Genomic DNA, 21573 nt, shown 5'->3' with positions numbered 1-21573 from the left:
GACCTGCATCACAGACGAAAGGGTGCCACCGTGTTCAGTCTCGACCGCCTCGACGCAGCCCTCCTCGGAGAGCTCACGCGCAATCCCCGGGCAGGAATCGTCGACCTGTCGGCGAAACTCGGCGTCGCCCGCAACACCGTGCAGTCGCGGATCAAAAAGCTCGAGGACTCCGGTGCCGTCACCGGATACCGTCCGGTCGTCGACCTGCCGAAATTGGGTGTGCCGCTGCAGGCATTCATCGGAGTCGAACTCGTTCAGGCACAGATGGGCCACGTGATCGCCCGGCTGGCACGCTTCCCCGAGGTGCTGGAGGTACATGCGACGACCGGCCGTGAGGACCTCCTGATCCGGATGGCCGCACAGTCCCAGGAGGATCTGCTGCTGGTTCTCGAACGCATCCACACCATCGAGGGTGTCGCACACACCACCACGACCCTCGCGCTCACCACCCCGATCGAGTATCGGACCCAGCCGCTCGTCGAACACCTCACCCGCGATGCCGGACACGGCCGTTCGGCCTCGTCCGGGCGGTCCTGACACCCTCGACGAGTCGACCCTGACACAGCACGGTGAGGGGAGGCACCACGTGGTGCATCCCCTCGTCCCCTGTGCGTGTCAGGCAGTATCGATGCGCTGCTCGGCAATACGATTCGCGGCCGCACCCGGCGTGACGCCGAGCGCGCGCGAGACCTCGAAGATCTCGGCGGTGCGATCGAAGATCGACTCCACGCGTTCCCGGACGACCGCGGCGTCGGATCCGTCCACTTCTCCAGCGACCTGAATCAGCCCACCCGCGTTCGCGACATAGTCGGGCATCCAAGTGATTCCGCGTTCGCCGAGCAGCTTCTCCACCTCCGGGACGGCGAGCTGGTTGTTGGCCGCCCCGCAGACCAGCTTCGCGTCGAGCACGGCTGCGGTCGACGGGGTCAACGTGCTCCCGAGTGCACACGGGGCGTACACCTCGGCCGACGACGCGACGACGCTGTCGGTGACCCGCACGGGGAATTCGTCCACCACCCGGGCGAGGGCCTGCGGGTTCACATCGGAGACGATCACCTCCGCGCCGTCCGCGACGAGCAGGCTCACGAGCTCGTAGCCGACCTTCCCCAGCCCTTCGACGCCGACGGTGCGGCCCGCGAGCGTTGTTTCACCCCAAACAGTTCGGGCTCCGGCCCGCATCGCCTGGAAGACACCGAGCGCGGTCAGCGGCGAACTGTCGCCCGATCCGCCGGCCGCGACGGTACGGCCCACCGCGTAGGGGGTGTGCCGGCCCACCACGTCGAGGTCTTCCGCGCGGGTTCCGACATCGGCTGCGGTGATGTAGCGACCACCGAGGGAATCGACGAATCGTCCGTAAGCGGCAAGCAATTCGTCGTTCTTGCCCGTCGCCGGATCGCCGATGACGACGGCCTTGCCGCCACCGAGGTTCACACCCGAGACCGCCGCCTTGTAGGTCATCCCCCAGGACAGGCGCAGCACGTCCTCGAGAGCCGTCGACTCGTCGGCGTACGGATAGAAGCGGGTCCCGCCGAGCGCAGGTCCGAGCGCGGTCGAGTGAATCGCGACGATGGCGCGCAGACCGGTCTCAGCGTCCTCGTGGAAGACGACCTGCTCGTGCGGGCGGTCGGACAGTCGACGGGATCGGCCGAAGACTCCTGAGACGGACCCGGCGTCGGGGCCGACTGCAATCGAGGTGGTCATGCGTGTATTCCTTTCCAGGATAGGATTTTACGAATCAGAAATCGGTGTCGACGCCGAGCTCGGCGAGGCGCACCCGGTACTGCTCGACGGAGCGGAGCTTGACGTCCTCGTAGCCGCGCACCATGTCGGGCATGGCCGCGATCTCGGCGGCGCGGTCGTAGGAGTCGGCATCCAGTTCGGCGGCGAGCCGTTCGATCATGGCGGTGTAGTGCGCGAGCAGGGCACGTTCGACGCGCCGGACGTGGGCGTAACCGAAGGGATCGAGCTTGGTACCACGCAGACGCTTCGCCTTGGCCAAAGCTCTCAGCGCGACATGCGATTTCGGCCCGAAGCCGACCTTCTTGTCCCGTCCGAGTGCGCGCAGCACCGGCGGGTGCAGGCGGTAGGTGAGCTTGTGGCCGCCGGGAACCTGGCCCTGCACCTCGTCGAGGAAGACCGGGTCGACGAGCATCCGGGCGACCTCGTACTCGTCCTTGTAGGCGGTGAACTTGAACAGCCCGCGGGCGACTGCCTCGCTGAACTCGGTGCGCTCGGTGACGCGTCGTTCCGCCTCCCACACCGACCGCACCTGCTCGATGTAGCGGGCGGCGAGGGCTTCGCTCTGGAAGTCGATCAGGGACGCCGCACGGATCCGCACGAGTCGCTCCACCTCACCGGTGAAGGTGGTGCCGTCGAGCAGGCGTTCCGGTACGACCGTGGCGTCACGCTCCGGACGAGCCGGTTCGGTCGCGGCAGCGAAGGCTGCGGGATCGGCGACCGCCACGCGGCCCCAGCGGAAGGCGGCGATGTTCGTCGCGACCGCTACACCGTTGATCTCGATCGCTTCCTCGATCGCGACGGCCGGGATCTGCAGTCCGCCGAGTTGATGGGCGGCACCCACGACGAGAAAGTTCGCGGCCGAGGTCTCACCGAACAGTGCCTGGGCCGCGGCGAGAGCGTCGAACGAGACCGCCGTGCGGGTCGCGGTGTCGAGACGGTCGATCAGATCCCGCTCGTCGGGGTGCCGGACGGACCGGTCGTACACCATGTCACCCGTGGGGACCCGGCTCGTGGACGCCACGGCCACGGTCTCGGCAGGACTCGCGTAGGCCAGATTCTTCGGTTCGGTCGCCGTGAGGAGATCGAGGGCGAGCAGGCACGACGCGCCGCCGGGGCCGACGCGATTGCCCGGTTCGAGCCCGTCGACCGCGAACCGAAGGTGCGACACCACCGGGCCGGCCTTCTGGCTCATCCCGATCTGATCGAGAGATTCGACCTCGAACCCGGCGCGCAGCGCAGCCGTCGCGAGCACCTGGTTGACGGTGACGATGCCGGTGCCGCCGATGCCCGCGAGGAAGACGTTGCTCGTCCCTGCGGGGATGTCGACGTCGGCATCGGGCACACGCGGCGGGGTCGGAGCCTTGCGTCGCTGCGGCTTCTCGGGTGCCGTCTCGACGGTCACGAAGGACGGGCAGTCGCCGTCGAGGCACGAATAGTCGGTGTTGCACGACGTCTGGTCGATGCGGGTCTTGGAGCCGAACTCCGTGTCGACGGGCTGAACCGACAGGCAGTTGCTCTTGACGCCGCAGTCGCCGCAACCCTCACACACCGCTTCGTTGATCACGACACGGGTGGTGCGGGCGGGCAGCGTGCCGCGTTTACGCTGACGACGTGCGTCGGCGGCGCAGTGCTGGTCGTAGATGAGGACCGTGACTCCCGGGATGTCGCGCAACAGCTTCTGTGCCTCGTCGAGCCGGTCCCGGTGCCAGACCTCCGTGCCGCGCGCGAGCGACCTCGTGCGGTGCCGTTTCGGTTCGTCCGAGCAGACGATGATCTTGCGAACGCCTTCGACGGCGAGCTTGCGGGTCAGGGCGGGAATCTTCAGTGCGCCCTCGGCTTCCTGGGCGCCGGTCATCGCGACGACATCGTTGTAGAGCAGCTTGAAGGTGATGTTCACACCCGCGGCCACACACGCCTGGACAGCGAGTTGCCCGGAATGGAAGAACGTGCCGTCGCCGAGATTCTGGAAGATGTGTCCGACGTCGGTGAACGGCGCCTGCCCGATCCACTGGGCGCCTTCGCCACCCATCTGGGTCAGACCGGTGACGGCGCTGTCCTTGCGGCCGGAGAGGGTGACGAGGGTGTGACAGCCGATTCCGCCTGCACCGATCGAGCCTTCCGGCAGCGCGGTGGACCGGTTGTGTGGGCACCCGCTGCAGAAGTAGGGGGTGCGCTGCGTCGACAGCACCTCGAGCGGCAGTTGCGGCAGGGGTGCGGGACCGAGTTCGACGTGGCCGCGGAGCACACGGCGAAGCGGGCCGCGGATCCGTCCGGCGGTGAGTTCGCCGTCGACGGGCACCAGCGGGCGACCGTCGGCGTCCTTCTTGCCGACGATCCGTGGGACATCGGCGGTTCCGTAGAGGATTTCGCGGATCTGAGTCTCGACGAAGGCGGTCTTGTCCTCCACCACGATCAGGTCGTCCAGGCCCCGGGCGAATTCGTGTATCACCTCGGGTCCGATCGGGTACGGCATGCCGATGCGCAGCAGGCGGATGCCGACGCGGTGCAGCGCGGAGTCGTCCACCCCGAGATCGAGAAGTGCCTGCCGCAGTGCGTCGAAGGTGGTCCCCGTGGCGGCGAGACCGACGCGCGCGTGAGGCGGATCGACCTCGATCACATCGAGTCCGTTGAGCCTGCTGTACTCCTGCACGATCTTCCAGCGCGGCCCGTACAGATCGGCCTCGGCGATCACACTGTCACCCGGAGCGGCCATGGGACGTTGGCGGTAGACGAAAGACTTTCCCTGCCATTCGATCTCGGGAACGGCGATAGGCAGGTCGGAGATCGAACCGTCGACGGACCATGCACCGTCGGCGACGTCCGCGACGATCTTGAGCGCGACGAGGCAGCCTGATGCCCGCGAGAGTGCCACCCCGTGCAGTCCCATCGACACGATCTCGGCGGCGTTGCGCGGGAACAGGACCGGGATACCGAGTGCTGCGAGAGACCGTTCGCTCACAGCGGGGACAGTCGACGACTTCGAGGCCGGATCGTCGCCGACCATGAGCAGCACCCCACCGTCGGGGTCGACTCCGTACATGTTGGCGTGACGCAGCGCGTCGGTGGCCCGATCCAGACCTGGCCCCTTGCCGTACCAGACGCCGACGACGCCGTCGTGGGTTCGTGTGCCGGCGCCGAGTTGTCCCTGGCTTCCCCACACCGAGGTGGCGGCGAGTTCCTCGTTGAACCCGGGCACGAAGGTGATGTCGTGCTCGGCGAGCACCTTCGGCATGCCGTGGAGCATCTTGTCGAGACCACCGAGAGGGCTGCCCTGGTAGCCGGAGACGAAGGTCGCCACCCGACGGCCGTCCCGGATAGCGCGCACGTGCTGCTCGACGAGCAGACGGGCTATCGCCTGGACACCGGTCAGCAGCACCGGACCAGAGCCGGAACGATATCGGTCGTCGAGGTCGTAGGGAACTGGTTCGCTCTCGCGGATCACGGTCTCGGTCATTGCGTACCACCGTCCTTCGTCGCGGCGTCCGATCGTGTCCGAGCCGCTTCGATCACGTCATTTGGTACAGCAATAGTCGGCATTACTGCGCGAAGGCGTCAACAGAATAATTCTGAGCGCATCAGAATGTTCAAATGTGATCCAGAACACGCTTTCGGAATGCGCACCGTGCTCAGTTCCGCTGCCGACGACGCCACGGCCTTCACCGGCGGGAGCTCTACCGTTCGTCCGAAGTCGCAACGGTATCCACCACCGCGATAGCGAGGTCACGCACGAGTTGATTCTGTTCCTGGGAGAGCCGGCGCAACATTGCGAACGCACCGTCTGCATCGAGCCCGAAGCGTTCCATCAGAACACCCTTGGCCTGCCCGATGACATCGCTCGAGGCCAATGCCGCGCAGAATTGCTCTTCGCGTACAGCGGCCACGGCGAAATTCGGCTGCACAGGGGTTTTGACGCCTCTTCCCGGGGTACCGCCCTCGATAGCCGCGCAACGGCGTCCGGACGCCGCGCCCGGCCAGGTGCTGCCGGTTCAGACCTGCAGCCGGCAGCACCGCCCCGGGTACACGGCGCGAACGGTCAACGCGAGCGGTTCATCCAGCCGCTCCCCATCGCAGCCGTGGCAAGGCCCAGGACACACACGATCACACCGACGATGATGTGCGACCAGATCATGGATGCGCTGGTGGCGACCCCGCTGACCAACCACGGCGCGACGATCAGCCACACACCGAGCACGGGTGCGACGAACGCCAGACCGTGCGTGCGGCCGTATGCCGAGCCGAGCGCCAAGGCGAGAACGGCGATCGCGATGCCGCATACCAGATTGGTCGTCGCCAGGGCAGTCTGGTCGGCGAAGCCGATGATCCACGCGGATGCCGCCGCGTACAGTCCGGCGATCACCAACAGTCCGTCGGTGATCTGAGCAGTGGGTTGTTCCCCCATCCGTTCGTAACGTTCACGCATTTCGACGAGGTCCGGATGGGTGTGCATTGGGGTGTGGGCCGATGGTGTCGACATTGCCCTCATCTCCTCGCAGAGTGAGAAGTCCGAGGGGCCCTGATGGGTCCGACAGTGTCAATCCTCGTCTTGCGTACGCCTTCGCCGTAGGGCAGAAAGTCCCCATTTACCGACCTGGATGTCTTCGGACCACCTCATCGTCCAGCCGCTTCGGGCACGAGGACGGCTGCGCCTCGGACGCGATCACCGGCGAGGTCGGCAAGCGCGCGGTCCGCGTCGGCGAGTCCGTATCGCATCGTCGCGACCCGGATCGGGTGTTCCCCGGCGAAGGCGAGGAATTCTCTGGCGTCCTCGCGGGTATTCGCGGTCACCGAGCGGATCTCCCGTTCGTAGAAGAGGTGCTGCTGGTAGTTCAACTGCGGAACGTCGGTGAGGTGGATACCGGCGATCGACAGGATGCCGCCGCGATCGAGCGCTTCGAGGACAGGTGGCACCAGTTCGCCGACGGGCGCGAAGAGGATTGCGGCATCGAGCAGGACCGGCGGCGCGTCCGCGGCGGCCTGCACGGACGCGGCCCCGAGATCGCGGGCAAGGGTGCGCGCATCCTCGCTTCTCGTCATGACGTGCACCTCGACGCCTCGCGCCATCGCCACCTGGGCTGCGATGTGCGCACTGCCGCCGAACCCGTAGATACCGAGCCTGCCACCGTCCGGCACGGCCGCGCGTTTCAGCGCACGGTACCCGATGATGCCGGCACAGAGCAGCGGCGCCAGCTCGACATCGTCGTAACCATCCGGCAGGGCGAGCGCGAACGCCGCCGGGACACTCACGAACTCCGCGTAGCCACCGTCGTCGTCCCAGCCGGTGTATCTCGAATTCGGACAGAGGTTCTCGTCTCCCCTGCGACAGTAGCGGCAGCGCCCGCACGTCGAACGGAGCCAAGCCACGCCCACGCGGTCTCCGGGGGCGAATCCCTCCACGGCTTCCCCCACCCGATGCACCACACCCACCACCTCGTGCCCCGGGACGACACCGGGACGGTGGACGGGCAGGTCACCCTCGGCGACATGCAGATCGGTTCGGCACACACCGCAGGCCAGCACCCGCACCTGCAGGTCGTGCGCTCCGACCGCCGGCAGAGGAACGGAGTCGAAGCGCATGGGGCGGCCGGCTACCGGGCCGGGCCGCACGAGCCGCCACGCCATCATGGATTCGGGTTCGTCCATGGTTTCCTCGGTCCTGTTTGCCGGGCCCTCCCGGACCCCGCATTCCGTTCACGACTCGTGTCCGTACGTATCGTATGAAAACTCGCCCGTCACGATGCGGCTGATGGGTCGCAAGCCCTCCGATCGGGTGTTTGCCCGTCACGGCACCGGTCAACCCCTTCGAGTATGAGCAGCACAGAAGATTCCACCGATCCGTACGACCCCGACCAGGACCCCGACGCCGATCCCGACAGCCTCCGCTCCAAGGCTCAGCGGCAGCCGAACCAGGCGGAAGGCGAGGACGAGAGCGACGAGTCCGGCCGGTCCTGACACCTCGAAGGGCACACTACGATGACCGAATCCCACGACGGCGTGGACGTCGTCACCATCCTCACCGACGACCATCGCGAGATGCTCGAACTCGTCGGCCGAGCACAGACCACCCTCGATGCGGGCGAGCGCCGGGATCTCACCGACGCCGCGATCGCCGAGGTGATGAGGCACTCGGTCGCCGAGGAGATGTTCGTCTATCCGGAGATGGAGAAACATCTCCCTGGCGGCACGGAAGCCGTCGACCACGACAAGGAGGAACACGGCAGCATCGTGCAGGTCATGAAGCAACTCGAGAGTGCTGACGCATCGAGCGCCGAATTCACGACACTGCTCGGGAAGTTCGAAGACCTGCTACGCCATCACGCGAACGACGAAGAATCAGAACAGTTTCCGGCGCTGAGAACCCACCTCGAGCAGGACACGCTGGTGGAGGTCGGCGACAAGGTACAAGCGGCCAAGAAGCTTGCTCCGACCCGGCCGCATCCGTCCGCTCCCCATTCCGAACTGTTCCACAAGACGATCGGACCGGGGGTCGGCATGGTGGATCGCCTGCGCGACGCCCTCACCGGGCGGCACACAGGCTGATCGAGCGCTTTCAGGCGGGGTCCGGTTCTTCCGGAGCGCCGTCCTGCGCACGCGTGCGCGTGCGCGTGCGCGTGCGCGTGAAGAAGGAGACCTTCCCGTTGGTCTCGAGCACCGCGAGTTCGATGTCGGAAAATCGTCGGATGCCCTCCTGACGCGCTGCGGCAAGAAGGTCGTCCAAGGACAGGCGCTCCCGTTTCAGGTTCTTCATGTCCGGTTCGCCGTCCTTGACCACCACGACGGGGATACCGTGAGTGATACCGCGCACCCGCGGGAATCGGGCGTTGATCGTCGTCAGGAACAAAGTCAGCATGGCGAACACACCGATACTGAGGACCGCACCCGTCATGGACACGTCATCCTGGGTGATCCCCTGTTGCACGAGATCACCCATGGCCACGAAGAGTACGAGTTGAAAAGTGCTCAACTCACCGACGCTGGAACGGCCGACGAGCCGGGTGATCGCCCACAGAAACAAGAACAGGACGACAGCACGAATCACGATTTCCATCAGGGCGCCAGCCACGTGTCGAAATAGATTGTTACTGCCTTCATCTCACCCTCCATCACCGACACCGATCCGGACTCTCCCCATTGAGTTCCCGCTCGGATCCGCACGTCCAGCGACAATGTGAACTCCTCTCCGGGCGGAGGGTCGAAGGTCAGATACACCAACCCGGCCCCCGCGGTCTCCGAGGACGGCTCCGGCAGGCGCCCGCGCATCTCGAGGATCTCGAAGTACGACGCGTCGACAGCCAGAACTATCTCCTTGTCGAAACCCCCGGCGCGGTGCACCTTCACCGCCCACGCCACATCCAGCCCTGGGCGGGCGACCCGTGGATACGTCACCTCCACGTCGTACCCGCCGCCCTGCGCCGAAACGCTGGAGCTGCGAACTCCGAGCAGGCCGACTGCGCCGGCCACCAGGACTACCGTCAGTACGACAGCCGCGGTCCTGCGCAGCAATCCCGCAGCCCTGCCGCGAGCGACCTCTCCCACGTCCCCGAACGTGGAATCCGACCAATGCTCCATACCTCTACGTTGGCACATAACGGAACAGGCGCAAAGACATAGCGGATCGTGTTTAGAGCCGTTGCCTGCGCGGGTAGCCGTCGATAGCCCACGGGCCCACCGATGCAACGTCGAGACCACGGCGTCACCGGTTCTTTCCAATCCACACCGGAACTCGAGGGAAACCTATGTTTCGACACACAGATCATCTGCAATTCGACGTCAAACCAGAAAAGCCCGATCCTGTATACGCCCGCAAGCTCCAGGAGTTGATCGGCGGAGCGTACGGCGAGATGACCGTGACCATGCAGTACCTGTTCCAGGGCTGGAACTGTCGAATGCCCGGCAAGTACAAGGACATGATCATGGATGTGGCAACCGAGGAGATCGGCCACGTCGAGATGATCGCCACAATGGTGGCACGCCTTCTCGAGGGCGCACCCGCGACGGAGTCGACCAAGAATGCAGCAGCCGATCCCGTGGTGGCAGCTGTGCTCGGTGGCATGGATCCCCAGCAAGCCATCGTCTCCGGTGGTGGTGCCACCCTCGCAGACAGCAACGGTGTTCCGTGGAACGGACGTTTCATCGTGGCCAGCGGTAATCTCCTCGCCGACTTCCGGGCAAACGTCGCAGCCGAAGCTCAGGGGCGGGTGCAGACCGCGCGGCTGTACAACATGACGGACGATCCGGGCGTCAAGGACATGCTGAGGTTCAACCTCGCCCGCGACACCTATCATCAGAATTTGTGGCTCGCCGCCATCGAGGAGCTCCAGGCCGACGGAATCGAGCCGAGCCCGATCGCGCCGAACGCCCTGTTCGACGAAGAGCATTCCGAGCATGCCTCGAGCCTGTGGCATCTGTCGGACGGCGCAGCCTCCGATCAAGGGCGCTGGGCACACGGCACCGGACCGGACGGCACTACGCCGATGTCCTTCCTCGGCGATCCGGTCCCGCTGGGCGACGTCGCGAGCGCACCGCCGCCGGATCCGAAGCTGTACGCGACCTACGACGGCTCCCAGGGCAAGCCTCGTTCTGCCGCATTGGGAACCGAGAAGGGGCTTGTGGGCAAGGTGAAGGATGCCCTCGACCCCGAGACCCCCTGATCCGCCTCATCCCGACAGCACATCCACACGATTGCCCCGGCGCTTCGGCACCGGGGCAATCGTGTGTGAAACATCTTTCCTTCCATCCGGTTTCGTTATCGTTTTGTTTTATTCAGGGGAGGAGTGGGAAGGCTTCATGCATGAGCACCAACATCTTCGTCCTCGGACTCACCGACATCCAGCGTAAGGAACTCGAAACAGTAAGCGGTGCAGAGAAGTTCACCTTTCACAGCTTGCTCGACTACGAGACACTCGTGGAGCCCGACGAATACGTCTTCGACGAGCTCCTCGAAGCATGCCGGCGAGAGCTGAACAACTTTCCCGGCTCCATCGACGGGATCATTGCTCATTGGGACTTCCCCACCAGCGTGCTCGCGCCGATCCTCGCCGCCGAGCACGGTCTCCCCTCGCCGTCACTGCGCAGCATCGTCGCCACAGAGCACAAGTACTGGAGCCGCCTGGCACAACAGGAATCGGTACCCGAGTGCGTCCCGCAGTTCAGCACGTTCGACCCCTTCGACGACAATGCCCTCGACAGCATCGAGCTCGACTTCCCGTTCTGGGTCAAGCCGGTGAAATCGCATTCCTCCCAGCTCGGATTCGAGATCCGTGACGAGAAGGAGTTCGCAGACGCTCTCGTCGAGATCCGGCAGAAGATCGGCCTGGTGGGCAATGCCTTCGACGAAGTGCTGCGCCGCGTCGATCTGCCCGACGAGATCGGAGAGAGGTCGGGCACGACCTGCCTCGCCGAACAGGTCGTGAGCGGCATCCAGGCCGCACCCGAGGGAACGATGTTCAAGGGACAGTTCGATGTTCACGGCGTGTTCGACATGCGCAAGGACGCAGCGGGACGCAGTTTCGAACGCCTCGACTATCCTGCGAGCACCGTGCCCGAAGAGGTACAGGCACGCATGATCGACATCACCGAGCGGTATCTGCGCCACGTCGGCTTCGACAACGGCTGCTTCAATTCCGAGTTCATGTGGGACGAGGAAAACGACAAGCTCTGGTTGATCGAGGTCAACACGCGGATCTCGCAGTCGCACAGCGATCTTTTCGTCAAGGTGGACGGGAGCTCCAACCACGAGGTGGCCATCGATATCGCTCTCGGGCAGCCACCGCGCATGCCTCACCGGGAAGGCGAGTTCGCCGTTGCCGCAAAGTGCATCATCCCTCGCTACGAGGACGGCGTCGTCACATCGGTGCCCACGGAAGCAGACATCGCCCGCCTCCGCGAGACGATTCCAGTCGCGCTGGTGTGCATCGACGTCTCCCCCGGCGACCGGCTCTCCGCGCTGCCCAACCAGGACGCATACCGCTACGAACTCGGCTCGATGTACATCGGCGCCGACAGTGTCGAGCAGCTCGAAAAGCGGTATCAGCAGGGGCTCGAAGCGCTTCCGTTCACCTTCGATCCGGTGCAGGAGAACTGACGAGGAGGTCGACATGCATATCGAGACAGACCTCCCACACGAGATCCGTGTCATCGAGAACGTCTTCATCACGATGCGCGACGGAGCCCGCCTCGCTGCGAGGATCTGGCTGCCCGTGGACGCCGAACAACGACCGGTGCCCGCCGTGCTCGAATACATCCCTTATCGCAAGCGTGATTCCACGCGGATGCGGGATGCGCTGAACCATCCCTACATCGCCGGACACGGCTACGCCTGCGTGCGGGTGGACATGCGAGGCAGCGGCGACTCCGATGGTGTTCTGCGCGACGAATATCTCGCCGACGAACACGACGACGCCTGCGAGGTCATCGCGTGGCTCGCCTCGCAGCCGTGGTGCGACGGTTCCGTCGGCATGATGGGCATATCGTGGGGCGGATTCAACAGTCTGCAGGTCGCTGCACGCCGCCCCCCGGCCCTGAAGGCCATCGTCAGCGCGTCGGCCACCGAGGACCTGTACGTCGACAACATGCACTACATGGGTGGATGTCTGTTGTCCGACAACCTGTCCGAGGCCACGGTGATGTTCGCGTTCAACAGCCTGCCCCCCGATCCCGCGATCGTCGGCGATCGCTGGCGCGAGATGTGGCACGAACGACTCGAAGGCAGCGGGCTGTGGATCGACAAGTGGCTCGAACATCAGCACCGTGACGACTACTGGAAGCGCGCCTCCGTCAACGAGGACTACTCGGCCATCCAGTGTCCCGTTCTGGCCGTGGGGGGTTGGGCGGACGGATACACCAATGCGATCTTCCGGTTGATGGAACATCTCGACGTTCCGCGCAAGGGACTGATCGGACCCTGGGGACACAAGTACCCCCATCTCGGGGTGCCCGGTCCGAAGATCGGCTTCCTGCAGGAGGTCGTGCGATGGTGGGACCACTGGCTCAAGGGCGTCGACACCGGGGTGATGGATGAACCGATGGTGCGGGCGTGGATGCAGGATGCGATTCCACCGAACCCGTCCTACGAAGAACGTCCGGGCCGGTGGGTGGCCGAACCGTCGTGGCCGTCACCGAACATCGAGTCCCGCCGCTACACCTTCGACCGCCACACACTGCACGCCGAAGGAACCCGCCCGGCAGGCGAGGAGCGGCCGATCTCCCTCCAATCTCCTTTGAGTGTGGGAATGTTCGCCGGAAAGTGGGCCTCCTACGCGGCCACCCCGGATCTGCCCTCCGACCAGCGCGAAGAGGACGGCGGCGCCGTGGTCTTCGAAACGGAGTCGCTCGACGCACCGATGGAGATCCTCGGCCAACCCGAATTGGAACTCGAGGTGTCGTCGAAGACGCCGGTCGCGATGCTCGCCGCGCGACTGTCGGACGTCGCGCCGAACGGCGAGGCGACCCGCGTGACGTACGGATTGCTCAACCTCACCCACCGCGACAGCAGCGAGAACCCGGAGCCGCTCGAACCCGGGAAGCGCTACCGCGTCAGGATGAAACTCAACGGCGCGGGACAGGTCTTCCCGGCCGGGCACCGCGTCCGCCTCTCGCTCTCCACGTCGTACTTCCCGCTCGCCTGGCCGTCACCGACTCCGACCGAGGTGACGATCTACACCGGCGGCCAACTGGTACTGCCGGTCCGCCCTCCCCGGGAGGACGACGTGCAACTCCGTGATCTCGGAGAACCCGAGGGGGCTCCCCCGCTGGAGATCACTCCCATCGAACCCGGCGAGCACCACTGGCGCACCACCCGCGACCTCGCGACCGGCGTGTCGACCCTCGACATCCTCGACGATCAGGGGTCGTTCCGGATCGACGAGACGGGCACCGTCATCCGGTACCGCACCCAGGAGTGGTTCAGTTTCGGGGGCAACGACCCCAACTCGGTGCGTGGTGAGACCCGCACACTGCGTCGCTACGAACGGGACGACTGGCGCACCGAGGTTCGCACCCGCACGATCCTCACGTCCACACCGGACGAGTTCGTGATCAACGCCGAGCTCGACGCCTTCGAACTCGACGACGACCACGGGGATCGGCGCGTGCACTCCCAGAACTGGCAGCGCACGATTCCGCGGAACCTGGTCTGACGACGACGTTCCTACCGGAGCAGCCGGAACGTAGAACCCGCTGCGGGCCTGCCCGCGGCGGGTTCTACGCGCTTCGCCGGGATCCGTTCCCCGACTCGAAGTGCTCGTCGTACCAGCGTTTCGCTTCTTCGAGCACACGCGGGCTCAGCCGTGCATGCGGCCGGACGTCGACGAGCAGCGGCTCGTGATCGGGTCCGCGTCCCACCATCCGTCCCGTGAGAAGCCAGACGAACCGGCCGTCCTCCTCGGCTGCTTCGGAGTACTTGCCGACTCGCCGGGCGACCCAATCCTTGGCGGGTCGTCGCCACCACGGCTCGGGCGAGAGGGTGGCCACCGACAGCCCGGGCATCGTCATGTTCGCTTCATGGTCGCGACTCGGCCCGTCTTCGGCATCCGTGGCGATGGCTTTTCCTGGATCTCGCGGGTGTGTCAGTACGCCCCGTCGCTCGCGAGCACAGCACGCACCGTCTTCATGATGATGAGCAGATCCTGCACCATGGACCAGTTCGCGACGTAGAACAGGTCGAGCCGGATCCGGTCGGCCTCGGAGAGATCGGACCTGCCGGAGACCTGCCACAGTCCTGTCATGCCGGGGCGCACGAGCATGCGGCGCGCGACGAATCCAGGAATCCGCTCCCCCTCACCGATCGCGAGGGGACGCGGACCCACAAGGCTCATGTCGCGAGCGAGAACGTTGAACAACTGAGGCAGTTCGTCGATGCTCGTCCGGCGGATGAACCGCCCGACGGGCGTGATTCGTGGGTCGCGGGCACACTTGTAGAAGGTCGCGCCGTCCTGTCCCGACTGCGAGCGGACCGTGTCCACCATCCGGTCGGCGTCGACCACCATGGAGCGGAACTTCCACATACGGAAGACGGCGCCGTTTAGCCCGGCCCGTTCCTGCCGGTAGAAGACGGGACCACCGTCGTGGAGCTTGACGAGTGCCGCAACCACCAGCATGACCGGTGCCGCTGCTACCAGAGCGAGCGCCGCGCACACGACGTCGAAAACCGTCTTGGCGAGGCGATGAGACCCTCGGTACTGCGGTTCCTCGACATGCACGAACGGCAATCCGCCCACAGGATGCATCGACAACCTCGGCAGCGCGATGTCGGTGACACCGGGGGCCACGACAAGATCGACTCGATAGGGTTCGAGCTCCCATGCGAGATCGCCGATGTCGCCGTTGCCCCAGTGGGTCCCGGCCGCGATGGCGACGGTATCGGCGCCGGAGAGATCGACCGCGCGGAGCACATCCGTCTCCGCTCCGAGCACCGGGATCTCGTGTCCGGCCACAGTGATCGTGCCGGCACCGTCCCCGGTGTACCCGGTGGTGCACACACCGACGACGCGGTAACCGGCCGACGCGTCACGGACGAACGAACCGGCCATGGCGTCGACCGCGCGCTCGGATCCGACGACGAGGACCGAAGTCTGGAACTCGCCTCGAACACGGCGGCGTTCGACCACCCGGCGGCACCACCGGCGGCCGAGTGGGAGCGCGATCAGTCCGACGGGGAGGGCGAGCAACAGATAGGCCCGGATCGCGTCGAGGTCTGTCGCGAACGATTCGACGAGAAACGAGGCGATCGCGAGCAGGCCGAATGCCTGCAGGGTTGCTCTCGTGACGAGTCGGTATTCCTCTTCCCCGCTGCCTACTACCGGTTCCTTGCGCGTGCCGTTGAGCGCGAGGATCGCAAGCCACAAACCTGCGACCAGGGCGATCGATCCGAGCGCACGTGCCGGCGAGGGGGAGTCGTAGGGAAGGAGGTCGGTCGCGGCCCCGGCCGCCTGAGCCGAGACGACGATCGCGACGACGATCACTGTGTCGGTGATCGCCAGCGACCGGCGATAGGTTCGCTGCCATCGCCGGCGTGGGATACCGCCGTGGCCGTTGCCTGTGTCGCCTGCCGGTGCGCCGCGGCGCGCCAACTCCGGTCCGATGCCCATGCCTCTCCTGCTTGCCTACTCCACCCCGAAGTGCGGCCCCGACAGCCGATGATCGATTTGCCGTCATTGTCTGTTTCATCGCCGAAACGTCGAACTGTGTTTCATGCCGGAAATCACGGTGAAGCCCAGACGGCCCTGCCCACCTACGGGCGCGCTACCGATCACTTGAACAGGTTGCGTGCCAGTTTATTTCGAAGAAGAGCACAGCAATCGGAAACGTCGAAAGCGGCTCGGTCGATGGCAGTGCGCCCATGACGACCCCCCATCATCCCGTCAGTAGGCTCCCGACCCGGGAAAAAGGTACAACAGGGACGAACCGCCGACAAGGGCCATTGGACTCGACGCAAGTGCGACCCGGATCACGTCCCGTCGATCGTCTCCCCCACCCAGTCCCGGATATGGTGCCGGAAGTTCTCCGCAGACAGTGCAGCCACCCCGCCGACACCATCCTTCGGTACCGTGTCGATCGCTGTGATGCACGCGGCGACGGCCTCCACCGAGTCCTCACAGAAGCGCAGGCCGTCCACCCCTTCCCTGACCGTCTCGCCCGCGCCGCCGAGCGAGTTGACGATCACGCGGGCACCCGCCGCACGGGCCTCGACCGGCATGATCCCGAAATCCTCGACCGCGGGAAAGACGTACACATGTGCCTGCTGGTACAGGCTGTAGAGCAGTGCGTCCGACGGTCGCGCCAGCACGTGTACCGGCACCGTGGACTCGGCGGCGAGCCGGCGCAGCCGTCTCTCCTCGGGCCCGGAGCCCGCGATCACCGCCGGCAGGCCGGCACGTTCGGCGGCTCGGATCACCCAGTCCAGTCGCTTGTACGGCACGAACCTCGACGCGCCCAGCACGAAGATCTCAGGGAGGCCCTCGACCAGGTCGGATTCGGCTGCGGAGAGTTCATTGCGCCAGTCGGGCACAGCCGAGATCCGGGTCGTCTCGACGGGAGGGAAGATCACCCGCGCGTCGACACCCCATGCCCGCTCGATGCGACGACGCACGAAGTCGCTGTTCGCGGCGAAGTGCGCACCCTCCCGCGCCCGGCGCCGATCGAGGGCACGCAGCGGCGGTGCGGCACACCGCACCGCGAGCGAGGCACCCCGATCGTCCAGCTCGGGATTCCAGAGATAGCGCGCCGGGGTGTGTACGTACACGAGCTTCTCGAATCCGTTCGGCGCGGCGTCGAACGTGACGTGATGGGCGAAGCAATGGGAGCTGACCAGCGCGAAGTCGTACGAGCCGGGTCGCCGCCTCCAGAAATACGGCATGGTCGCCAAGGCCAGCGCCTTGTTCCGTCGCAGCGGCGTCCGCGCCAGCCCACTCTCGTGCACCGTGCGTTCGGGATACCGATCGGCGTCGTCCCACAGACACAACACGTCGGCGTCGGGAAAAGCGCGGACGAACTCGTCGAGAACCTTCTCCGACCCGCCGTCACGCGCGATCCACTCGTGTACCAAAATTCCCGGCACGGCCATCCCTTCGAAGATCCCGATCGACCGGGAAGGTACCTTATGACGCGGCGGGGGCCAGGGGTAACGGGCCGGAACGATGCCTCGATACGAATACGTCCGAACGGCAAGAACATTCGGGGTAGAACCGCGGGTCGAGGAATCACCCTGGCTTTCACCCCTCGACGGTGGAGGTCAATGCGTGGGTGTGCGAGACACGTCGTGGTTCGGCGACCCCGAGTCGCCGCTCCTCGGCCACATCCACCTTCCCGACTCGCGCCGGGCTCGCGGTGCCGTGGTGCTGTGCCCACCCCTGGGCAAGGAGCACATCGACACCTATCGCGGCATCAAGGTACTCGCCGAGCAACTCGCCGAGCGCGGACTCGCAGCGCTGCGGTTCGACTACACGGGCACGGGCGACTCCGCAGGTGAGCAGGATTCACCCGATGCGGTCGCGGCGTGGCAGCGCAGTGTCGTCACCGCGGTGGCGACGGCACGCGCGAGCGGAGCCGCCCATGTCACCCTCGTCGGCTTGCGCGCGGGCGCGCTGATCGCGGCGACGGCGCTGCCCGAGTGCGGGCCGGTCGACGCCGCCGTGCTGTGGGATCCGATCGTCTCCGGCCGGATGCTGCTGCGTGAACAGCGCGCGCTCTACCAGGTCACCCAGGGCGGCGATGATCCCGCCGACCCCAGGGTCTCGATCATCGGTGGCGTCCTCGCGCCCGAGGCCGTCGAGCCGCTGCGCGCCCTGGCAGTCGACGCCCAGGTCCTCGCCGGCGCACGAACCCTTCTCGCAACCCGGCCGGCGGCCCGCGACACCGCCGCGGTCTCCGCACTCGCCACCGCACTCGACGCCGACGAACTCTCACTCGACGGACACGAGTCCTTCACCACGCCGAGCACCCTCCACCCCACAGTTCCGACCGAAGACCTCACCCGCATCGCGGATTGGATCGCCGCCGGAGCACCGGGTTCCACCCACGAGGTCCACTTCCCCACCCGTCAGCACGCCGTCGTCGCGACGACCCGCTCCGGGGTCCCGGTCCACGAACGCATCGAGCACCTCGGGCCGAACGAGATGTTCGCACTGCACACGGAGGGGGTCGGTGCTTCCGGATGCGAGACGCCCGGCCCGACCGTGCTGTTCTTCGGAACTGCCTACGAGCACCGGCTCGGGCCGAGCCGCCTGTGGGTCGAACTCGCACGCAGCCTCGCCGCGCACGGTATCTCCTCGATCCGATTCGACCGGACCGGCGTCGGCGACACCGGTACCGCGCACGGGGCGGCACCTGCTCCGCTGTACTCCGGGGTGTCGGACCGCGACGCAGAGGAAGCGGTCACCGCGCTCGGCGTCGACCCGAGGAACCTCGCTGTGATCGGACTGTGCTCCGGCGCGTGGTACGCATCCTGGGTCGCGATCGGCGGACACGCGCGCACAGCTGTGCTCGTCAACATGATTCTCTGGTCCACCCACCGGCGGAAGTCGCTTCGAGAGATGCTCGGTCCCCCGGTTCCCGGTCCACCCGGAAACGGCGGTGACGACAAGCCGGCCGAAATTCCGCTGCGTGCCCGCGTCAAGCCGTGGGCGCAGAAGTACCTGCCGTACCGGCTGTGGCTGTTGCTCGGCAGGTTCGGAGTCACGCAGGTGCCCGAGGTCGTTCTCGAGGCACTGCGCCGAGCGGAGGTGGCGACCACGGTCGTACTGTCGGCCCAGGATCATCGCTCGTTCCGCTACCAGCGCGGAGAGGAGAGCCTGCGGAGGCTGCGACGTCGCGGATTCACCGGGCGCATCGTGGCCGGGCCGGTCGGCGACCACGGCGGTTATCAGCGCGACGGACGCGAGTTCCTCCGGTCCGCCGTCGTCTCCGCAGTACTCGGAGAGTTCGGGATCCTGCCGGCCGAACCGGCGAACACAGAGCGCGCCTCGTGACGACGACGTTGCTGTTACTCGGCGTTCCCGCCGTGTTCGCACTGTTCGCCGTGCTGTACCGGCGACCGCAGCACGGCTTGCTGCTCGTCGCAGCACTCACCCCGCTCCACGGCTTGCTCGCGATCGTGCCCGGGGGGCAGGCGCTCGCACCGTGGAAAGAAGGAGTCCTTCTCCTCACACTCGCAGCCACCTTCGTGAGCCCGTACCGTCGCAGGCTGCCCGCTCCGTCGTATCCGTGGTGGCCGGCGGTGGCCGCCTGGGTCGCGCTGGGCGTGTTGTCGGCGCTCATCGTCTCGGGACTCGCAGGCATCACCGCGCTCAAGATCACCTACTTCTATCTCGTGATCCCCGTGATCCTCTGGCGGGCCCCCTTCGACGCCCGCGACCGCGACCGCCTCGTCACGATCATCATGGGCATGGGTGTCCTGACCGCCGTCGTGGGCCTCGCACAGCAGGTGATCGGTGGCGAACGGCTCGCCGCACTCGGCTATCGCTGGGACGAGCACCTGCGAACCACCGGCGGAATCCTGCGCAGTTTCAGCACCTTCACGACACCGTTCGCCTTCGGGCTGTTCGTCATGATCGCCCTCATCGTCGGGTGTGCGGTCGCGTTCGCCGACCCGCATCGACTCCGAAACAAGCTGTTCTTGTGCGCGATCCCGATCATGCTGCTCGGAATGGGCGTGACGATCGTGCGCGCCAGCTATATCGGGCTCGTGGTCGCATTTCTGTGGCTCGCGATCCACCGCTACCGGGCCCTCTTCCTCGCCTTCGGCGGCGCAGTTGCTCTCGCGCCCCTTGCGCTCTTCGCGGTGCCGAGGTCGATTCTCGACCCGCTGTTCTCGTCGTCGAGTCTCGGCGAACGTGGCGACGGATGGTCACAGACCCTGGCCTCGCTGGGGGTGCATCCGTTCGGTCAGGGACTCGGTGCGACCGGTTCGGCAGCCGCCAAGGCGGTCGGTGACGGCAACCCGATGTTGTCGGAGTTGTCGTTGCAGGCAGCCGTCCAGTTCGGTTTCATGCCCTACCAGCCCGACAACTACTACATGAAACTCGCCGTGGAACTCGGCCCTCTCGGGGTCTGGCTGTTCGTCCTGGTGCTCGTGTGCGCCGCGGTCTCGACACTGCGCGCGTCACGGCTCATGGGTGGGCAGGACGCCGCCCTCGCGCTCGGAGTGAGCGGCACGATCGTCGCGGCGGCGGTCGCCTCCACCGTGGCGACCTATCTCGAGATCTTCCCACTCGATGTCTATTTCTGGTTACTGTTAGGAACTGTCGGATGCGCCCTGACGCAACACTGGTCACCTCACCGAAGCTCGGTTCCCGCATCGGATTCGGCGCCCTCGCCCACCGGCCCACCGGCAGCGGCGTACAGACCTACGTCCGCGAACTGCTGAACGCGCTCGCTCCCCTGTTACCCGACGCCGGTCTGCGAGCGACCGTGCAGCGCGACGCGACGGGAGATCTCCCCCCGGGCGTGAGCCCACAGGTACGCCCGGTCGCCGACGGGCTACGGCGAGTGCTGTACGCCAAAGCACCCGTTCGCGGAGTCGACCTGTTCCACAGCCTCGACGTCGACCTGCCCGTGCTGTGCTCCGGCGCCACAGTCTCGACATTCCACGACCTCGCCGTCTTCGACACCCCGTGGGCGTTCTCCCGGTTCCGCGCCCTCGGTGAACGCGCCCTGCTGCGGGACGCCATGCGGCGAGCGGACGTGCTCGTCGCGGTCTCGGACTTCACCGCGGAGCGCCTGCACGCGCTGTGCGGACGCGAGGCGGTGGTCACCCCCCTGGCGCCCGCCACCTGGGCCACGCCTCCCACCGCCGACGAAATACGTGGTATCCGTGAGGCCTACCGGCTACCCGAACGGTTCGTCCTGCAGGTCGGCACCGTCGAACCCCGCAAGGACGTCGCACTCGTCGCCGACGCGTGCCGCATTCTCGACATCCCGCTGGTGCTCGCCGGCGCCGGATCCACCGGCCCCGACGCCCCGGCCGGTTCGATCGGACTCGGCTACGTTCCCACCGCCCACCTACCGTCGCTGTACGCGGCGGCGACCGCGGTCGCGTACGCGTCACGCTACGAAGGATTCGGGTTGCCACCCCTCGAGGCGATGGCATGCGGCGGCGCCGTGGTGACGAGTGCCGTCGGTGCACTGCCCGACGTCGTCCACGACGGAGCACTGCTGGTCACCGAGCACACGGAGACATCGTGGAGCGCGGCACTGCGAGCGGTGGTCCACGACACCGACACCGCCGACATGCTGCGCACACGTGGCCGTGAGGTCGCGACGGCCTCGGCATGGACGCGCACCGCGCAGCTGACGCTGGACGCCTACCGCACAGCAGGCCTGCGACTGTGAGCAGGCGAC

General features: G+C 66.4%; 18 protein-coding genes and 1 pseudogene. 9 read left to right on the top strand and 10 right to left on the bottom strand.

Annotation, left to right across the window (positions count from 1 at the left end):
* The first annotated feature begins 30 nt into the window (after positions 1-30).
* Positions 31-537 carry an Lrp/AsnC family transcriptional regulator gene (locus tag ABZ789_RS10475; protein ID WP_358422933.1) on the top strand — a complete coding sequence of 169 codons (507 nt, stop codon included), beginning with the start codon at positions 31-33 and terminating at the stop codon, positions 535-537.
* 78 nt (positions 538-615) lie between these two features.
* Here the strand turns inward: ABZ789_RS10475 and ABZ789_RS10470 are convergent, their stop codons facing one another.
* The 5 genes from ABZ789_RS10470 to ABZ789_RS10450 form a co-directional block, all read right to left on the bottom strand.
* Positions 616-1701 carry a Glu/Leu/Phe/Val dehydrogenase dimerization domain-containing protein gene (locus ABZ789_RS10470; RefSeq protein ID WP_358422931.1) on the bottom strand — a complete coding sequence of 362 codons (1086 nt, stop codon included), beginning with the start codon at positions 1699-1701 and terminating at the stop codon, positions 616-618.
* 34 nt (positions 1702-1735) lie between these two features.
* The gene (locus ABZ789_RS10465) at positions 1736-5194 is read right to left on the bottom strand and encodes an indolepyruvate ferredoxin oxidoreductase family protein (protein ID WP_358422928.1); all 3459 of its coding nucleotides are present in this window, start codon (positions 5192-5194) and stop codon (positions 1736-1738) included.
* A gap of 217 nt (positions 5195-5411) precedes the next feature.
* Positions 5412-5621 (bottom strand): ANTAR domain-containing protein, encoded by a 210-nt coding sequence (locus ABZ789_RS10460; protein WP_358422925.1) that lies wholly within the window; start codon positions 5619-5621, stop codon positions 5412-5414.
* Positions 5622-5773: 152 nt separating this feature from the next.
* Complete coding sequence (locus ABZ789_RS10455; protein ID WP_358422922.1) at positions 5774-6214, bottom strand: SPW repeat protein; 441 nt, start codon at positions 6212-6214, stop codon at positions 5774-5776.
* Positions 6215-6348: 134 nt separating this feature from the next.
* Positions 6349-7362 (bottom strand): zinc-binding alcohol dehydrogenase family protein, encoded by a 1014-nt coding sequence (locus tag ABZ789_RS10450; protein ID WP_358423156.1) that lies wholly within the window; start codon positions 7360-7362, stop codon positions 6349-6351.
* 183 nt (positions 7363-7545) lie between these two features.
* Between ABZ789_RS10450 and ABZ789_RS10445 the strand changes: the two genes are divergently transcribed.
* Together ABZ789_RS10445 and ABZ789_RS10440 are read left to right on the top strand one after the other, a co-directional pair.
* Positions 7546-7689 carry a hypothetical protein gene (locus ABZ789_RS10445; RefSeq protein WP_358422919.1) on the top strand — a complete coding sequence of 48 codons (144 nt, stop codon included), beginning with the start codon at positions 7546-7548 and terminating at the stop codon, positions 7687-7689.
* A 21-nt stretch (positions 7690-7710) separates the two neighbouring features.
* Positions 7711-8277: a hemerythrin domain-containing protein gene (locus tag ABZ789_RS10440; protein WP_358422916.1), complete on the top strand. Its 567-nt coding sequence runs from the start codon at positions 7711-7713 to the stop codon at positions 8275-8277.
* Positions 8278-8287: 10 nt separating this feature from the next.
* Here the strand turns inward: ABZ789_RS10440 and ABZ789_RS10435 are convergent, their stop codons facing one another.
* Both ABZ789_RS10435 and ABZ789_RS10430 read right to left on the bottom strand, forming a co-directional pair.
* Entirely contained in the window at positions 8288-8785 is a 498-nt protein-coding gene (locus tag ABZ789_RS10435) for a YetF domain-containing protein (RefSeq protein ID WP_358423153.1), read from the bottom strand.
* Positions 8785-9306, bottom strand: a complete 522-nt coding sequence (locus ABZ789_RS10430; protein ID WP_358422914.1) for a hypothetical protein — start codon at positions 9304-9306, stop codon at positions 8785-8787. The genes ABZ789_RS10435 and ABZ789_RS10430 overlap by 1 nt, the downstream gene beginning before the upstream one ends.
* A gap of 167 nt (positions 9307-9473) precedes the next feature.
* On the opposite strand from ABZ789_RS10430, the gene ABZ789_RS10425 reads away from it, so the two are divergent.
* From ABZ789_RS10425 to ABZ789_RS10415, 3 genes are all read left to right on the top strand, one after another.
* The gene (locus ABZ789_RS10425) at positions 9474-10388 is read left to right on the top strand and encodes a manganese catalase family protein (RefSeq protein ID WP_358422911.1); all 915 of its coding nucleotides are present in this window, start codon (positions 9474-9476) and stop codon (positions 10386-10388) included.
* Positions 10389-10528: 140 nt separating this feature from the next.
* A complete protein-coding gene (locus ABZ789_RS10420) occupies positions 10529-11821 on the top strand; it encodes an ATP-grasp domain-containing protein (protein ID WP_358422908.1) in 1293 nt (430 codons plus the stop codon).
* Between the two features lie 13 nt (positions 11822-11834).
* A complete protein-coding gene (locus ABZ789_RS10415) occupies positions 11835-13874 on the top strand; it encodes a CocE/NonD family hydrolase (protein ID WP_358422905.1) in 2040 nt (679 codons plus the stop codon).
* Between the two features lie 64 nt (positions 13875-13938).
* Here the strand turns inward: ABZ789_RS10415 and ABZ789_RS10410 are convergent.
* The 3 genes and pseudogenes from ABZ789_RS10410 to ABZ789_RS10400 all read right to left on the bottom strand — a co-directional run.
* Positions 13939-14274: pseudogene (locus ABZ789_RS10410) on the bottom strand (DUF6098 family protein); the annotation flags it as partial.
* Positions 14275-14303: 29 nt separating this feature from the next.
* Positions 14304-15824, bottom strand: coding sequence for a sugar transferase (locus ABZ789_RS10405; RefSeq protein ID WP_358422902.1), 1521 nt, complete (start codon positions 15822-15824; stop codon positions 14304-14306).
* Positions 15825-16183: 359 nt separating this feature from the next.
* A complete protein-coding gene (locus tag ABZ789_RS10400) occupies positions 16184-17299 on the bottom strand; it encodes a glycosyltransferase (RefSeq protein WP_358422899.1) in 1116 nt (371 codons plus the stop codon).
* 175 nt (positions 17300-17474) lie between these two features.
* Between ABZ789_RS10400 and ABZ789_RS10395 the strand changes: the two genes are divergently transcribed.
* Genes ABZ789_RS10395 through ABZ789_RS10385 form a run of 3 tightly spaced genes read left to right on the top strand, consistent with a single transcriptional unit; the run spans position 17475 to position 21564 of the window.
* On the top strand, positions 17475-19202 hold the full coding sequence (locus ABZ789_RS10395; RefSeq protein WP_358422896.1) for an alpha/beta hydrolase: 1728 nt from the start codon (positions 17475-17477) through the stop codon (positions 19200-19202).
* On the top strand, positions 19199-20599 hold the full coding sequence (locus ABZ789_RS10390; protein WP_358422893.1) for an O-antigen ligase domain-containing protein: 1401 nt from the start codon (positions 19199-19201) through the stop codon (positions 20597-20599). The genes ABZ789_RS10395 and ABZ789_RS10390 overlap by 4 nt, the downstream gene beginning before the upstream one ends.
* Complete coding sequence (locus ABZ789_RS10385) at positions 20482-21564, top strand: glycosyltransferase family 1 protein (protein WP_358422890.1); 1083 nt, start codon at positions 20482-20484, stop codon at positions 21562-21564. Before ABZ789_RS10390 ends, ABZ789_RS10385 begins: the two co-directional genes overlap by 118 nt.
* Positions 21565-21573 lie beyond the last annotated feature (9 nt).

Source organism: Rhodococcus sp. NPDC047139 (assembly GCF_040643435.1).
GTDB lineage: Bacteria > Actinomycetota > Actinomycetes > Mycobacteriales > Mycobacteriaceae > Rhodococcus.
This window is presented reverse-complemented; position numbering and strand designations above follow the sequence as displayed.

Coding starts and splice junctions, on each gene's coding strand:
- ABZ789_RS10470 (WP_358422931.1), bottom strand. CDS start 1,701: ATGACCACCTCGATTGCAGTCGGCCCCGACGCCGGGTCCGTCTCAGGA.
- ABZ789_RS10465 (WP_358422928.1), bottom strand. CDS start 5,194: ATGACCGAGACCGTGATCCGCGAGAGCGAACCAGTTCCCTACGACCTC.
- ABZ789_RS10455 (WP_358422922.1), bottom strand. CDS start 6,214: ATGTCGACACCATCGGCCCACACCCCAATGCACACCCATCCGGACCTC.
- ABZ789_RS10450 (WP_358423156.1), bottom strand. CDS start 7,362: ATGATGGCGTGGCGGCTCGTGCGGCCCGGCCCGGTAGCCGGCCGCCCC.
- ABZ789_RS10445 (WP_358422919.1), top strand. CDS start 7,546: ATGAGCAGCACAGAAGATTCCACCGATCCGTACGACCCCGACCAGGAC.
- ABZ789_RS10440 (WP_358422916.1), top strand. CDS start 7,711: ATGACCGAATCCCACGACGGCGTGGACGTCGTCACCATCCTCACCGAC.
- ABZ789_RS10435 (WP_358423153.1), bottom strand. CDS start 8,785: ATGGAAATCGTGATTCGTGCTGTCGTCCTGTTCTTGTTTCTGTGGGCG.
- ABZ789_RS10430 (WP_358422914.1), bottom strand. CDS start 9,306: ATGGAGCATTGGTCGGATTCCACGTTCGGGGACGTGGGAGAGGTCGCT.
- ABZ789_RS10425 (WP_358422911.1), top strand. CDS start 9,474: ATGTTTCGACACACAGATCATCTGCAATTCGACGTCAAACCAGAAAAG.
- ABZ789_RS10420 (WP_358422908.1), top strand. CDS start 10,529: ATGAGCACCAACATCTTCGTCCTCGGACTCACCGACATCCAGCGTAAG.
- ABZ789_RS10415 (WP_358422905.1), top strand. CDS start 11,835: ATGCATATCGAGACAGACCTCCCACACGAGATCCGTGTCATCGAGAAC.
- ABZ789_RS10405 (WP_358422902.1), bottom strand. CDS start 15,824: ATGGGCATCGGACCGGAGTTGGCGCGCCGCGGCGCACCGGCAGGCGAC.
- ABZ789_RS10400 (WP_358422899.1), bottom strand. CDS start 17,299: ATGGCCGTGCCGGGAATTTTGGTACACGAGTGGATCGCGCGTGACGGC.
- ABZ789_RS10385 (WP_358422890.1), top strand. CDS start 20,482: ATGCGCCCTGACGCAACACTGGTCACCTCACCGAAGCTCGGTTCCCGC.